This is a genomic window from Phytobacter palmae, assembly GCF_039409775.1.
Taxonomy (GTDB): domain Bacteria; phylum Pseudomonadota; class Gammaproteobacteria; order Enterobacterales; family Enterobacteriaceae; genus Phytobacter; species Phytobacter palmae.
Genome location: NZ_JBCIVJ010000009.1, coordinates 54867 through 68846 on the forward strand (window position 1 = coordinate 54867; position 13980 = coordinate 68846).

A 13980-nucleotide genomic window follows, 5' to 3' on the forward strand; every position below is an offset into this window, starting at 1 on the left:
AATTAAGTGCAAGAATAATTGTTGCACTTTATGTGCTATTCCTGACACTTCAAAATGGCCTGTTTCCGCCAGGGATTTAAATGCAACAATAAAACTTGCAATTAATTCAAAAACGCGCCACCTTTAAATGCAACAGACAAAGATGCTTTTTTCAGTAAGCGGCATGGGGGGAAAGAGGATGGACAACGGGGCATTTATTCACGATTTACTCGACTGGATCGACAACAACATTGAAAGCCGTCTCGACATTAACACTGTTTCCAGACGCGCCGGCTATTCGAAGTGGCACCTGCAGCGGATCTTCAAAGAACATACGGGATATCGTCTTGCCGAGTATATTCGCGCGCAAAAGCTGCAAAAGTCGGTCGAGCGCCTGGCCCACAGCGACGAACCGATTTTGAACGTGGCGATGGCGCTGGGTTTTGACTCCCAGCAGTCCTTTAACCGCAGTTTTAAGCGTCATTATGGGCAGGCGCCCGGCGCATGGCGCCGCAGTATTGGCCGTCCTGAAATGCAGCAATTACGCCAGCAATCTACCTCGTGATGTATTATGGTTTTCACCGCGCCCCGTTCAGGGTGAGATTGTCGGCCTGCATTCAGACAACCTGCCGCTCTTATTTATCGCATATGGATAGCGGATACTTGCGTCAGGCAAGACGGAAAAGAGCGGCGAGTTTCCCGACGGCCTCTTCCATTTCTTTCTCTGTGTAAGCCGCAAATCCCATCAAAAAACCGGCGGCTGCTGGTTGGCTGGCATACAGCCCTGTCAGCCTGAGCATATCAATACCTGCGCGGCGAGCGGCAGTGGCGATGGCAGCTTCTGACAGGCCATCTTTGAGATGGCAGGGCATCTGCATTCCCCCCGATGGCGTTATGCCCACGACAAAATCAGCAAGGTACTGTTCTATCAGGCTGGCCAGTTTATCGCGGCGCGCGACATAAACACCGCGCATCATCCGGACATAGGAATTAAAATGGCCGCCCTCCAGAAATTTGGCCACAGTGAGCTGGGTGATGGAGGCGGTATGACCATCCATTAATGTCCTTGCCATTGTAAGCGGCTCTGCAAGTTCTTCGGGAACGATCATATACGCAATACGCAGGCCCGGGAAAAGAGACTTGGTAAAGGTCCCGATATAAATTGTCCGGTTAAAGGCGTCCAGACCCTGCACACAGGCCATCGGTTTGCCTTCATAGTGAAACTCGCTGTCATAATCATCCTCAATGATCCAGGCCTGGTGCTGGTTTGCCCAGTTGATGACAGCCAGCCGTCGGTCGAGAGAGAGTGTGACGCCGGTAGGATACTGATGGGAAGGGGTGAGATAGATAGCTTTCGCCGGCTCTGTCAGAGCATTAAGCGACTCAATACTCAGCCCTTTCTCATCAAGAGGAACCGCAAGGGTGTTCAGCCCGGCCGCCTTAAACGCTTTTTGCGCCCCCTGATAGGTAGGATCTTCAACCACGATGGCGTCCCCGCTGTCCATCAGGACATGCGAACAGAGGGCGAGCGCCTGCTGGGAACTGGTCAAAATAATGATACGTTCTGGCGTGGCATGCGCACCGCGCTCCAGATTGACATATTCAGCGATTGCCCGCCGTAAACGCTCAGTCCCCTGCGGAGGGCTTTGCTCCAGCGCATGGTGGCGATATTCCTTTAGCACCTGTCGCTCGAGCCGCTCCCAGGTGTGAACCGGGAACAGACGTGTCTCGGGGATCCCCGGTGCCAGCGGGCGGGGCAGTGAAAACTCGCGTATCCCCCCGCTTTTATAAATCACATTTCCCCGTTCGCTGAGCGTTGGTTCACGTACCTCTGCGGCTGACTGCCGTTGCCGGGAATGTGATTTCAGAAATCGGGTGCTGGCAGAGACGAAGCTACCCTTACCCGTGTGCCTCTCAATAAACCCCTCCGCGTGCAGACGCGTATAGGCGGCTTCAATGGTATCCCGGGAAACATTGAGTGACGCGGCTAACGCGCGTGAGGCGGGAAGGGGTTTGCCGTGAGATAATACCCCCTCCAGTATCAGTGAGCGTAGCGCTCTCTGGATCCTTTCATGAAGTGGCAGTGAGCCGTTTGCGGGATCAATCATCCATGCCTTTACCGTTTCAAGCTGTGCATGCTTAAACATCCTTTTCTCCATCCTGACGCACCTTATCACCCATTCTATAACAGTCTTGCCTGCTGGCAGAACAAAATTGGTCTGCGCTATTTTGCAAAATTGGTGGGGCTAAACCTGCCATTTAAACCTTATTATTGCTCCCGGAAAAACAGATAACGGATAGGGGGTTATTCACCTGGCTGCAATAAGCGCAACCGCAGGGGCATACCATTCCGCTACCGCGGCATAGCAAAAAAAGATCTGTCTGGGCAGGTCGCTTTAAATCGCGAACGTTGTTCTTGCGGCTATCGGTGTATTAATGGCAGCACCCTCTGCGCTTTCGCGTTTTAAAAAAGCGGGAAGTCAGTAAATCCGCCAGCGTTCTTTGATTATTTACTTACCCCAATACAACAAATAAAGAGGTTATTATGAATACAGTGGCTATTACAATTGAAGCTGCCAGTGAAATGGATTATGAAAACTGGTTGCCATTGTGGAAAAACTATCAAATTTTTTATAACGTCGATATTTCCGACGCTGTCACAAAGCGGACCTGGGAACGTTTTGCCAGCCCTATTGAACCCATATTTTGTGCCGTCGCAAAAAATAATGGTGAGGTCGTCGGCTTCGCACATTATCTTTTTCACCGTTCAACCTGGGCTGAGAACGATTACTGCTATCTTGAGGATTTATATGTCAGTGAAAATATTCGCGGCAAACACATTGGCAAACAGTTAATTGAATATGTTCAGAAAGAGGCCAGAAAACGTCATGCCAGCCATCTTTACTGGCATACCCATGAAGCAAACTATCGTGGACAAAGATTATATGACTGGATTGCCAAAAAAAGCGGCATGATTGAATACCGGATGCAGATAAGATAATTCGCTTTTAACTGACTATCGCCCCCTTAAACAGACACGGTATCAGATGCTTTATTTGAGGGGGATGGATGCTCAAAAAAAAGGCAGTACTTATTTACAGAACGCGTGTTTAAAACGGGCTTTGCATTAGTGAGGCGACTCCAGGGAGAGACCATGGGATTTCTGGCGTCGAAATACCCCCGGCGGCATACCGACATATTTCGTGAAGGCAACGCTGAATGCACTCGCTGACTGATATCCCATTCGAAATGCGATCTGTTCAATTTTATCCGTACTACTTAATAGTGCTTTTCTGGCCAACGACATTCGCCAGAAGAGCAGATATTGCATTGGCGCCATACCGACCGTCTCGTTGAAGATGGCAAAAAAAGAGGAACGGGACATAGCGCAGTGGCGAGCCAGGTGCGCTATTTGCCAGTCAATGTCGGGTTTTTCATGAATGAGATGCAGCGCGATGGCGATCTTTTCGTGTTGTAACCCTTGCAGGATACCTGCCGTTTTCGACAGATCATGGTGACTGCGCAACGACTCAACCAGTAATAGCTGCAAAAGGCGCATCAATACGACTTCACGTCCTGGTCGCCGGGCCTTGCTTTCATCCAACAGGAGCTCAAGCAGCGTGACAAACCTGCGTTGTCCTTTGATCAGAATCTCACCGGGAAGGAGAGCAACAATTAGTTGTTTGTCCGGCGTGTCGAATTCACAGTGTCCCACATTCATCAGAAATTCAGCCGGCCCCGCTGTTGAACCAATTCTTACATGCCCGTCGCCAATAATGGTTGGCGCGGTAATATCAGCTGGTGTTGACGCGCCCGCATTGGTGTTTTCAAAGCTATAGGCTGCGGGTATCAGCACGAAATCGCCGGAAACGAGCAATTTTGGCGCTTTGCCGTTAATACTGATCATGCATTCGCCCTGTAATACCGCGCAGTAAAAAGCCTCTCCGCAAGATTCCCGGACAATACGCCACTGGCCGGCCCCTTCGACGAGTTTGGTATGGGTTGGCCTGGGATTGAGCAGGGTAACAATATCGGTTAACGGATCTGACATTGGACGCTCTCTAAATTTTACTGGATTTTTGATTATATATTGTCCAGACAGCGGCGACTATGATCGTTGCTCTTGCCAACAGAGAGGATTAACCATGTCGACTGCACTGATTACCGGATGCTCATCAGGTTTTGGGCTTGCAACAGCAAAACTCTTTTTAGACAAAGGCTGGAATGTGATTGCCACCATGAGAACGCCAGATCCGAGGCTGTTACCTGAAAGTGACAAACTGACCATTCTGCCGCTGGATATCACGTCCGCGGATAGCATTGAGAATGTGGTGAAAAAGGCAGGGGCGATTGACCTGCTGGTGAACAATGCCGGGGTTGGTGCCCCAGTGCCCGTGGAACTCACGCCCCTGGCAACCGCACAGCAATTAATGAATACGAATGTGCTGGGAACACTGGCATTAACCCAGGCGTTTCTCCCGCTGATGAGAGAGAAAAAATCAGGGATTATCATCAATGTTTCATCGTCAGTGACAACCAAAGCGATGCCGCTGATTGGGCTTTACCGCGCCAGTAAAGCGGCGCTAAATGCATGGAGCGAGTCATTAGCTATCGAAGCCAGGCCCTTTGGTATTCGCGTTCATGTGGTCTTGCCGGGGCGTTCGCCTGAGACAAAGTTTGGCGAAAATGCACGGGCATATTTTGGCGGGCAAGACGATCCGGCGTATGGGGATATGGTGAATGCGTTTATTCAGATGGCGCGCGATACCGACTCGCCGGTGACGCACGCCGGGGATGTCGCGACGGCTATTTTTGCCGTTGCGGACGATCAAAACGCGCCGCTATATACCGCCGCTGGTGAAGATGCCACCCATTTTTTAAAAGAGGCACAGCATCGTTCTCCCTTTTCTTACTGATCTGCGGGGGCGAAAACGTTAATAAATCTACGAGGAGATCATTGTGGCGGGGAGTATAAAACAAGAGAAGCTGTTACTCTTTCTCGCTATTAAGGATGGCTGAGTGGCCATATTCCTGCTTATTGCCAACAGGTAACAAATGATGATTAAACTCGTAGATCCTTCACCTGTCGTCACTGCTGATGAACTTAGCGATATTGAAGCCGCTTTGGGCATCACTCTTCCTGATGTTCTGAAATCGTTATGGCTCGTCAGTAACGGTGGCATGCTGGAGGAGGGGCGACGCGTTTATCAAAGTGAGCAATACGAGAACGATATAAAATACTTCCTGCCAGTTTTGCGTGCTAAAAAGCCAGGTTTGTTAACAGCCGATGATTATTACAGAACGCTGGTTCTCGAAAAGAAGATTCTGTCAGCAAATCTTCTTCCCTTTGCCATTGACGGCGGCGGGTTCCCCTTTTGTATGAAGATGGAAGACGGGGCGGTCTATTTTGCCAGTCTGGAAAGCCAGAAGAATATTTTCCTGGAACAGGACCTTCATAGTTTCATCAGCAATGTTATAACCGAAGATGAAGCCTGGGGATGATAAAACAACCTGCGAGAAATTCGCTTCCCTCGTTTACCTCCATCTATTTCGTTAGAGTACAGGGCTGGCGCGTATTAACCGAAGACAGTAAAACAATTACTCTCCTGAGGTCCCAATAAAAGGAAAGAAAAAGATGTCCACTGAACTGGAATTCTATACCGATGACGAAGGCGCTGCGGTTGAGTTGGTTTTACCGGCATTCGGCTCGAAACCCATCCATTGCATAAATCTGGAGGCGTATTCGGCGGATGACAAAATGAGAACCGATATTCAGTTTCTTATGGAAAAGCAGAACGATTTCTTACAGAAAATCGCAGCCGAAACAGAGGCATACTGCAAACGCCTGTACGGCGCTGAGGCGACAGATCTTGTTCTGGTAAAAATTTATCTTTCACCTGATGAAAAAGATAAATTCGGATTTATGTTTGCAACCGATTTAGACAGTGAACATGCAATAGGGCTTAAATTTGTGGGCCTTGAGCTGAAAAAAGTGGGGAGCAGCGAAACCGCTTTTTTATAAAACGCGACCTGCCGGCAAGGGTAACCTTTGCGCGCTGGCATTGTGAGCTTACAGGGAAAGTTAGTCAGCGCCGGGTAGATAGCGTGAATGGCTGACCAGATTTACCGGGCTTGCCAGCCATTCAGGATATGCGCTTTCAGATAATAAATAACGGGTGATGATCCCGGTTTTGGCGGTTTATTTATAAGCCATATGCGCTGAGATCCGGTCCTTTCGGGACAATCCTGTTCGGGTTGAGCGCCTTGATGGAATAGTAACCCTGCTTGATATGGTCAATATTGACCGTTTCGCGAATGCCCGGAACAGCCAGCATTGTGCGCAGATAGCGGCCCAGGTTCGGGTACTGCGCAAGCTTACGCAGATTGCATTTGAATATGCCATGGTAGGCGGCATCAAAACGCACCAGGGTCACAAACAGGCGAATATCGGCTTCGGTTAACTGCCCGCCGCAGAGAAACTCCCGCGTTGCCAGACGCGCTTCCAGCGTATCAAGCATAGCGAACACATCGCTGACGGCCTCTTCATAACTCACCTGGGTAGTGGCAAAACCGGCCCGATACACACCGTTATTCAGCGTCGGATAGATCGCGGCGTTGAGCTGATCAATCTCTTCACGCAGATCGGCAGGGTAAAGATCAATGTTGCCGCGCGCCAGTTCACCAAAGCCGCTGTTGAACATGCGCACGATATCAGCCGACTCATTATTGACGATGGTGTGGGTTTTCTTATCCCACAGCACCGGGACTGTAGCGCGGCCGGTAAACGTCGGGTCCGCGCGGGTATAAAGCTGATGCAACCACTCGGCGTTATTTACCGTGTCTTTGTCAGCTCCGGGGTAATCGCCAAAATGCCAGCCTTCTTCCAGCAGCCAGGGTTCAACCACGCTGACAGTAATAACCTCTTCCAGCCCCTTTAGCTTACGGGCAATCAGGGTACGGGAGGCCCACGGGCAAATCAGTGCGACATACAGATGGTAGCGACCCGGTTCGGCGATAAAACCGCCTTCGCCCGTGACGCCGGGCGCCCCGTCAGGGGTCACCCAGTGGCGAAAACTGGATGTCTGGCGCACAAATCCGCCTTTTTCATCGGTGGCCTGCACCGGATGCCAGTCCGCCGTCCATTTTCCGTCAATCAGCATGTGTACTCCTTTAACCTTTGAAAGGGGTCGGTTTGAGCGCGTATTTTCCGTCACCGGTCAGCGCCAGAGCCAGCAGGCCAACTATCCAGAATGCCGGGAATTCCCAGCCGCCGTTCGGATTAGTGAAGAAAAACCCAGCCGGACCGTGAACCGTGAAGATGGCACCCAGAAGAATCGGAATCAGCACGATGGCAACAATACGGCTATAGATACCGAGGATCAGCGCAATCGCCCCCACCAGTTCAACCGCCATGGTGAGATACGCCAGCCCGCCGGGCAAACCGAGGGAGGCAAAAAACTTCGCTGTACCTGCCGGCGTAAAAACAAAAAATTTCAGGCTAAAGTGCGCCAGAAACAGAATGCCCAGCGTCAGGCGCAGCAACAGAGATGCATAGGGAGCAGTGCGTGAATCAGTCATGATGATGTCCTCTCAAATAAGTTGATGAGAGGACTATAGAGTGTTTCCAGCGCAATGATTATTGGGTCGAAAAGAGGATGTTTATTTCCATAATGGAAACAATATTCCTCAGGAAAGTGAGGCGTAGGTGGCCGCCAGAAAATCAATTAACACTCGCGATTTCTGCGCCAGGTAGCGGGCAGGGGGATAGACTGCGTATAGCGCCAGCGGCGGCGCTTCAAAGGCGGCAAGAACGGGCACCACGCGCTGTGCATTCAGGGCTTTTTCAGCGATAAACATCGGTACTCTGGCGATCCCAAGTCCGGCGCAGGCGGCTTCAATGCAGGCTTCCGCATTGGAAAATTTGATTCGCCCGCGAACTGGCTGCAAATGCATTTGCTGCCCGGCGTCGCGAAACGGCCAGTGCCAGGGATCGCGAAAATTGGTATCGACAATCAGGGCGTGTTGTTCCAGCTCTGACCAGTGTGCGGGTTCGCCGTGGCGTTCGAGATAGCGTTGCGCGGCGACGACCACGTTGCGAATCGGGCATAAACGGCGGGCAATAAGGCTGCTGTCAGTCAGGCTGCCGATACGCAGGGCCAGATCAAAACCTTCATCCACCACGTTGACCAGCCTGTCGGAGAAGCTGACATCCAGTTCGATATCCGGGTAGCGGCGGGCAAATTCCACCAGATGTGGCGCCAGTTGAGAGACGCCAAATGTAACCGGCGCTGAGATACGCAGCAGCCCGGACGGGGCGTTGGCGCTATTGCGCACTGAATCATTAAGCGCGTCGTATTCGGCCAGTAGCTGACGGATACGTTCGTAGTAGGCCAGTCCCACCTCGGTGGGGGTCAGTGACCGGGTGCTACGGCGCAGCAGGTTAACGCCCAGTTCGCTTTCCAGCCGGGAGATCAATTTCGATGCCTGACCGTGGCTGGTACCACAGCGTTGTGCCGCCGCCGTAAAACTTCCCGTTTCCATCACCGCGACAAACATACGGTCACAATCCAGCCGCTCCATTCGTCCTACCCGCTTCTCATCAGCAAAAAAACACCATAACAAAACCCGGGGGCTACCGCTTACGTTTTCAGTCTGTCACTGTGCAGGTTGAGTGTCTTTTTGTGACAACGTCACGTCATTGAAAGCCTGAAGAAGCCACTGTCTGAACTGTTGCACATCGCGGCGGGTAGCTTTTTCTGCGCTGGTGACAAAATAGTAATTGCCGCCGGGTAGCGCGCCCGGCAGGGCAATCTGTAGCAGCCCCTGTGCCAGCGGATACTGGATAAGCAGCTCGCTCGCCAGCAAAACCCCTTGTCCGGCAATCGCCGCCTGAATCGCATGTGTCTCATCATCAAAACGAATACCTGCCTGCACGGCTAAATCTGCCGGGCCAAAGGCCTCCTTCCAGTGCAGCCAGTCCGGTTCGGGTGTCGGCACATGGCGATTTTCGATATGAAAAAGCGTGAGTCCGGCCAGGTCCTGCGGGCTTTGAAGCCGCAGAGCAGGGCTGGCAACCAGTACAAAACGGTCACGCCAGAGCAACGTGCTTTCCAGCGACTCGTCCGCCTGCATGTTGTAGCGAATGGCACAGTCGGCCATCGCGCCGCGCACATCCACCAGGCTGGTGCTGCTGTGAAAGCGCAGCTCTAAGTCCGGGAGCTGGCGGTGCAAAAGAGGCAGGCGCGGCACCAGCCAGTTAGTCAGGAAGTTCGAGGTGGTGCTGAGCGTCAGCGCATCGGGCGGGGCAGCGGCCTCGATAAGCGTTACTGCCTCACGCAGAGTGGCGAACATATTCTCCGACGCGCGAAAGAGGATCTCTCCACTTGCTGTCAGCGTCACCGCCCGTGCGGAGCGAATGAACAGGCGCTGGCCGAGAGTCTCTTCCAGTTGACGAATCTGGTGGCTGATAGCCGTGGAGGTGACGCCAATTTCTTCGGCGGCCAGTTTAAAACTGGCGTGGCGGGCGACGGCATCAAAAGCGCGGATAGCGCCAAGCGGTGGCAGACGGCGTAATTTCATGGATGAATTTAACTCATCTTTGGCTGAAAACTATGACTTTGATTGCGTCATTCAATGAGGCGTAGCCTGTATGAAGAGCAAGTAATCCGTGAGGATTATTCATCATTACTCAACGAACAGGAAGCCTGATGACGCACATTAATCTGACAACAACGCCACTCTCTTCGCGTTCTCGTCCTCTGCTGGTGCCGGGTATTGCACAAGCGCTGATTGCGTTGGACTACGCCATTGTTTATGTGGCGCTGCCCACGCTGGCGCAGGATTTGGCGCTCACGCCTGGTGAGATGCAATGGGTCGTTTCCCTCTACGGGCTGATCTTTGCCGGGTTGCTGCTGTTGGGCGGAAGCCTCTGCGATCGTCTGGGCGCCCGACGGATATTCACTCTCGGGATGGGACTGTTTTTATTCTCATCCATCATCGGTGGGCTGGCGCACAACGCTGCGCTGCTGTTAATCGCCCGTGGCGGTCAGGGTATGGCGGCGGCGCTGCTACAACCGGCGGTACTGGCGCTGATGGCGCAGCGTTTTCAGGGCGAAGCGCATCGCCGGGCGCTGGCTGTCTGGAGCGCGACTGGCGCACTGGGGCTGGTAGCCGGGGTGATGCTGGGCGGTCTGCTGGCGGAGTTAAGCTGGCGGGCCATCTTCTTTATCAATCTGCCGCCCGGGCTGCTGGCGCTGTGGGCGGTTAGCCGTGACTTTCCGCTGTTACGAACCGAAAAAGAGAACCAGCGAACAGGGCTGGGGGCGCTGGCAGGCTGTGCCACCGCCGGGGCGATAGTCTGGGCGCTGATGCGCTATGCCGAAACCGGGCAGCCTGATTTTCTGGCAAATCGCCTGGCGCTGGGCATGCTGGTGCTCTTTATCGTGCATGAGCGCTTTGCCGCCACGCCGCTGTTGTCGGAACGGCTTCGCACGTTGCCGGGGCTGCAAAGCGGCTGGATCAGTAGTGCCTGCTACATGGCAAGCGTAGGCAGCCAGTTCTATGCCATGACGCTGCTCTGGCAACAGACATTCGGGCTGGGGGCGGTGGTGACCGGGCTGCTGTTTACCCCGCTGGCATTGTTGATTGTGGTCGGCAATGCACTCTTTACCCGTCTGAGCGCACGCTTTAGCGGCGCAGGGGTGTTAACCGTTGGGTTTGCCGCCGCGGCGCTGGGGCTGTGGTTGCTGTCGACGGCGCTCAATATGCCGTTTTCGCTCGCCTTCATGCTGGGCATCGCGCTGAGTGGTTTGGGGCACGGGCTGATTTTTCCGGCGATGTTTGCCATCGGGCTGACGGCGACACCGGTGACGCTTCAGGGGCGGGCCAGTGCGTTGATGGTCACCAGCCAGTACACCGCCGGAGCGATGATGCTGGCCATTATCACCGTGCTGTTGGGGGCGCACCCGTCTCTGGAGACGTGGCGTACTGTATTTCAGTGGCTGACCGGGGCCGCGCTGGTGGGGATGTGCGTGGCATTTTGCGCCCGGCGGCCGATGTGTTGATCATGCATTTTTCGCCTGTCATGGAGGGCAGGCGACAATACGTTAACCTAATAAACCCAATCTTCTCGCCCGGTTCACCGCCTGAATCCGTCCGCTTACCGCAAGCTTTTCATACAACTGCTTAAGGTGCCATTTCACGGTCTCGACTGAGATCCCAAGCGTGCGGGCGATGCCTTTATTGGAGTGTCCCTCGGCGATGAGTTGTAAGGTCTGCTGCTCGCGCTCGGTCAACCGTAGCCCCTCTGACGCCGCTTCGTGTGTCGGCAGGGGTAAAATCCCCTGAGACATCATCATCGCGCCGGCGCTGGCGATAACAGCGTTAAATGTCGTATCGGAATGGGGCTGCTCACGCAACCGGCTGAGCAGGGCCAGTAGCTCCGGCCCGCCATCAAGCAGCGTGCGCTGCATTTTTTGCGCGACGGCGCGCGGGAGGGCGGGAATGCAGGCGGCGATGGCCTGTTTCTCGTCACCGGCTCGCCAGAAGGCAACGGCCTGCTGAATGCGTGAGCGCGTTGCTGCCAGCCATTCGCCACAGCGCTCCTGTTCGTTTATCAGAGACGTGAGTTTTGTCGCGGCCGTCAGCGCATCGCCTTCGGCAAGTAACAAGCGACTCTCGCAGATCCCCCGGTGCCAGCCAACGAACCTATTTTCCACCGCCCTCGGCTCGCTCGCCAGTTGCTGTAATAAGGCGAACTGTCTGCGGGCGTTATCCCGTTTGCCGGTATGAAGGTGGAGGGTTATCTCTTCGGCAAGCAGCGCGATGCGCGCACGCCACCAGCCTCGCTGTATGCACAATTGCCCGGCATGGCGCAAAAGTGCCATAGCCTCATCAGGCTGCGCATTCAGTTGCGCCTGACGCGCAAGAACCACGTAGCACAGGCTAAGACCATCCGGCGGGCAAAAATCGTCAATCATGCCCGGACGCAGATTCAGCAGACTGTTGACCTGCCCGATATCACCGCGCTCCCAGGCAATATCAGCCAGTAACGGAGCCAGCGTTGCGCCACTACTGGAATTTTGTCCGGTATGTTGTTCCGCATGATGCAAGACCCGGGTGGCCTGGCATTCGGCTTCTTGCAGGTTCCCCTGACGCAGTTGGCCGAGTGCCAGTACAAACCCCCGGTAGACCTCAACAAACAGGTTGCGGTTGGTGGCCTGGTTGCCGGAAACGGATTGCTGAACCTCCAGCGCCTGCTGCGGGCGCGCAAGGGCGAGATGGCAATAACTGAGGATGTTGCAGACCAGCCCATCCACCCAGATATCGCCACAGGGAACTTCGCTTAGTAATGGCTCAACAAGCAGCAGACTGGCGGAGATGTTATCGGCGAAGGCTTCACAAATGGCGCGCACCACCCGCAGCTTTACCCCCGTTGAACGTGTCAGATGTTCTGAGCGATTCGCCACCATCGTCTCTATGGCATCAAGCAACTGGCGGGCGTCCGAAAAGCGGAAGTGGTGCGCCAGCGCCCAGGCCAGATTGAGCTGTAGTTCAATGCGCGAAGGGTCCGGTGTGGCAGGCAGATAGTGGATCCAACGCACCATGGTGTCGATGTCACCCTCTTCCGCCAGCGACTGTGCCCCGGCTTCCGCATGTCGGGTGACCGACTTTCCGGCCGCCAGCGCATGTCGTATCGCCTCTGCCCAGAGTTGCTGGGCGGCAAACCAGTTACCCGCGCGCTCGTGAAGCTGACTGATATCAATGGTTGAATCCTGTTGCAGGCGATGGGAGAGGGCATCGCGCATCAGGGGATGGTAGCGAAACCAGAATCCGCCATCATCCAGAGCGCTCAGAAACAAATTGTGTTGTTCAATCCAGGTGAGCATCGCTCTGCCGTTATTTAACCCCGTCACCGCATCACACAGGGCCGGATGCAGGCGATTCAGCACAGAGGTCAACATCAGGAAGTGGAGCGTGCTTGTGGGTAGCGGTGCGAAGATGACCTCTTCAAGATAGCGGCTGATTGAGCGCGAACCGCCGCTGAGCGCTCCTGTAATCCCTGGGGGCGCGTCATGTTTGCGCACAGAGAGGGCGGCAATTTTCATCCCCGCGACCCAGCCTTCCGTCAGGGTCATCAGTTGCGGAACATCGCGCTTGTTGACCGGCGGCGTGACCGTTCGGGCGAAGTAGGCCTGGGCTTCGGCATCGTTAAAGCGCAGTTCGCTGTCTTCGATTTCCGTGTACTGATCCCAAAGCCGCAGGCGGCTGAGTACCAGAGGCAGACGGTTGCGGCTGCCGATAACCAGATGCAATGAGGCCGGGGCATGGTGGAGCAGCCATGTCAGCCCGTCATGGATCTCGCGGTTTTGGATGCTCTGATAATCATCGAGGATCAGATAGAGCGGATGCGAACAGTGGTGGAGTTGATTGACCAGTTCTGCCAGAAACAGCGAAAAGTCGCCAGGATGCGCCCCTTCCGGGTAATCCTGAAAGGTATCGCTCCACCCCGGATAGAGCGGGATCAGAGCGGCCAGCAGGTAGCGCATAAAGAGCAATGGCGTGCTGTCTTCTTCTTCCAGACTAATCCAGGCCAGCGAATCGCCCTGCGCCTGACGATGTTGATACCACTGGGAAAGCAGCGTGGTTTTGCCGAACCCGGCTGCCGCGCAGACCAGCGTCAGGCTACCGCAGGCGGCGTTATCCAGCCGCGTAAGCAAACGGTCGCGTTGCAGCAATATGCCAGGGGTACGCGGCGGCGTAAGTTTTGTGAGGATCAGCGGGAGTTTACGTGTAAAGCGGAAAGGTTCTTCGTCAACGTTCTCTGTGGGCAGGTGACCTGTGGGGGACAAAAATGCCATACAACCGCGACCTCGTTCTGTTCTCTTTCCCCCGAGTGTACTCAATGAGGCAGAGCGGAACCAGCGTTACGCCTGCACGACGCCTGGCTTCGCGTGCTCACCCCCCCATCAGAGGGGGTAGGCCCTGCCTCGGGCGGGCGGT

Annotated in this window: 13 protein-coding genes; 6 read left to right on the plus strand and 7 right to left on the minus strand. The window is 54.4% G+C overall.

Features of this window, described 5'->3' with window-relative positions:
• Positions 1-178 precede the first annotated feature (178 nt).
• Entirely contained in the window at positions 179-544 is a 366-nt protein-coding gene (locus AAIG39_RS12700; RefSeq protein WP_090084993.1) for a helix-turn-helix domain-containing protein, read from the plus strand.
• Positions 545-647: 103 nt separating this feature from the next.
• Here AAIG39_RS12700 and pdxR read toward each other — a convergent pair whose 3' ends face one another.
• Entirely contained in the window at positions 648-2126 is a 1479-nt protein-coding gene (gene pdxR, locus AAIG39_RS12705; protein WP_343194007.1) for a MocR-like pyridoxine biosynthesis transcription factor PdxR, read from the minus strand.
• A gap of 398 nt (positions 2127-2524) precedes the next feature.
• On the opposite strand from pdxR, the gene AAIG39_RS12710 reads away from it, so the two are divergent.
• Positions 2525-2980 (plus strand): GNAT family N-acetyltransferase, encoded by a 456-nt coding sequence (locus AAIG39_RS12710; protein ID WP_343194008.1) that lies wholly within the window; start codon positions 2525-2527, stop codon positions 2978-2980.
• Between the two features lie 126 nt (positions 2981-3106).
• On the opposite strand, the gene AAIG39_RS12715 is transcribed toward AAIG39_RS12710, so the two are convergent.
• Positions 3107-4030, minus strand: a complete 924-nt coding sequence (locus tag AAIG39_RS12715) for an AraC family transcriptional regulator (protein WP_343194009.1) — start codon at positions 4028-4030, stop codon at positions 3107-3109.
• Positions 4031-4124: 94 nt separating this feature from the next.
• Here AAIG39_RS12715 and AAIG39_RS12720 point away from each other — a divergent pair, with 94 nt between their 5' ends.
• The 3 genes from AAIG39_RS12720 to AAIG39_RS12730 all read left to right on the plus strand — a co-directional run bounded on the left by AAIG39_RS12720 (position 4125) and on the right by AAIG39_RS12730 (position 6001).
• Positions 4125-4895: an SDR family oxidoreductase gene (locus tag AAIG39_RS12720; RefSeq protein WP_090084985.1), complete on the plus strand. Its 771-nt coding sequence runs from the start codon at positions 4125-4127 to the stop codon at positions 4893-4895.
• A gap of 139 nt (positions 4896-5034) precedes the next feature.
• Positions 5035-5481, plus strand: coding sequence for an SMI1/KNR4 family protein (locus AAIG39_RS12725; protein ID WP_343194010.1), 447 nt, complete (start codon positions 5035-5037; stop codon positions 5479-5481).
• 133 nt (positions 5482-5614) lie between these two features.
• Entirely contained in the window at positions 5615-6001 is a 387-nt protein-coding gene (locus AAIG39_RS12730) for a hypothetical protein (RefSeq protein ID WP_343194011.1), read from the plus strand.
• 181 nt (positions 6002-6182) lie between these two features.
• On the opposite strand, the gene AAIG39_RS12735 is transcribed toward AAIG39_RS12730, so the two are convergent.
• The 4 genes from AAIG39_RS12735 to AAIG39_RS12750 all read right to left on the minus strand — a co-directional run bounded on the left by AAIG39_RS12735 (position 6183) and on the right by AAIG39_RS12750 (position 9558).
• Entirely contained in the window at positions 6183-7139 is a 957-nt protein-coding gene (locus AAIG39_RS12735) for a glutathione S-transferase family protein (protein WP_343194012.1), read from the minus strand.
• Between the two features lie 10 nt (positions 7140-7149).
• On the minus strand, positions 7150-7557 hold the full coding sequence (locus AAIG39_RS12740) for a DoxX family protein (protein ID WP_047370717.1): 408 nt from the start codon (positions 7555-7557) through the stop codon (positions 7150-7152).
• A gap of 108 nt (positions 7558-7665) precedes the next feature.
• Positions 7666-8559, minus strand: coding sequence for a LysR family transcriptional regulator (locus AAIG39_RS12745; RefSeq protein WP_090084976.1), 894 nt, complete (start codon positions 8557-8559; stop codon positions 7666-7668).
• Positions 8560-8634: 75 nt separating this feature from the next.
• Positions 8635-9558 carry a LysR substrate-binding domain-containing protein gene (locus tag AAIG39_RS12750; protein WP_343194014.1) on the minus strand — a complete coding sequence of 308 codons (924 nt, stop codon included), beginning with the start codon at positions 9556-9558 and terminating at the stop codon, positions 8635-8637.
• A 128-nt stretch (positions 9559-9686) separates the two neighbouring features.
• Here AAIG39_RS12750 and AAIG39_RS12755 point away from each other — a divergent pair, with 128 nt between their 5' ends.
• Positions 9687-11042 carry an MFS transporter gene (locus tag AAIG39_RS12755; protein WP_343194015.1) on the plus strand — a complete coding sequence of 452 codons (1356 nt, stop codon included), beginning with the start codon at positions 9687-9689 and terminating at the stop codon, positions 11040-11042.
• A 42-nt stretch (positions 11043-11084) separates the two neighbouring features.
• On the opposite strand, the gene AAIG39_RS12760 is transcribed toward AAIG39_RS12755, so the two are convergent.
• Positions 11085-13838 (minus strand): winged helix-turn-helix domain-containing protein, encoded by a 2754-nt coding sequence (locus tag AAIG39_RS12760; RefSeq protein WP_343194016.1) that lies wholly within the window; start codon positions 13836-13838, stop codon positions 11085-11087.
• Between the last annotated feature and the right edge of the window lie 142 nt (positions 13839-13980).

Excerpts from the sequence above, each read along its gene's own strand:
- pdxR (WP_343194007.1), bottom strand. The coding sequence starts at position 2,126 with ATGTTTAAGCATGCACAGCTTGAAACGGTAAAGGCATGGATGATTGAT.
- AAIG39_RS12755 (WP_343194015.1), top strand. The coding sequence starts at position 9,687 with ATGACGCACATTAATCTGACAACAACGCCACTCTCTTCGCGTTCTCGT.
- AAIG39_RS12750 (WP_343194014.1), bottom strand. The coding sequence starts at position 9,558 with ATGAAATTACGCCGTCTGCCACCGCTTGGCGCTATCCGCGCTTTTGAT.
- AAIG39_RS12735 (WP_343194012.1), bottom strand. The coding sequence starts at position 7,139 with ATGCTGATTGACGGAAAATGGACGGCGGACTGGCATCCGGTGCAGGCC.
- AAIG39_RS12710 (WP_343194008.1), top strand. The coding sequence starts at position 2,525 with ATGAATACAGTGGCTATTACAATTGAAGCTGCCAGTGAAATGGATTAT.
- AAIG39_RS12760 (WP_343194016.1), bottom strand. The coding sequence starts at position 13,838 with ATGGCATTTTTGTCCCCCACAGGTCACCTGCCCACAGAGAACGTTGAC.
- AAIG39_RS12725 (WP_343194010.1), top strand. The coding sequence starts at position 5,035 with ATGATGATTAAACTCGTAGATCCTTCACCTGTCGTCACTGCTGATGAA.
- AAIG39_RS12700 (WP_090084993.1), top strand. The coding sequence starts at position 179 with ATGGACAACGGGGCATTTATTCACGATTTACTCGACTGGATCGACAAC.
- AAIG39_RS12745 (WP_090084976.1), bottom strand. The coding sequence starts at position 8,559 with ATGGAGCGGCTGGATTGTGACCGTATGTTTGTCGCGGTGATGGAAACG.
- AAIG39_RS12720 (WP_090084985.1), top strand. The coding sequence starts at position 4,125 with ATGTCGACTGCACTGATTACCGGATGCTCATCAGGTTTTGGGCTTGCA.
- AAIG39_RS12730 (WP_343194011.1), top strand. The coding sequence starts at position 5,615 with ATGTCCACTGAACTGGAATTCTATACCGATGACGAAGGCGCTGCGGTT.
- AAIG39_RS12715 (WP_343194009.1), bottom strand. The coding sequence starts at position 4,030 with ATGTCAGATCCGTTAACCGATATTGTTACCCTGCTCAATCCCAGGCCA.
- AAIG39_RS12740 (WP_047370717.1), bottom strand. The coding sequence starts at position 7,557 with ATGACTGATTCACGCACTGCTCCCTATGCATCTCTGTTGCTGCGCCTG.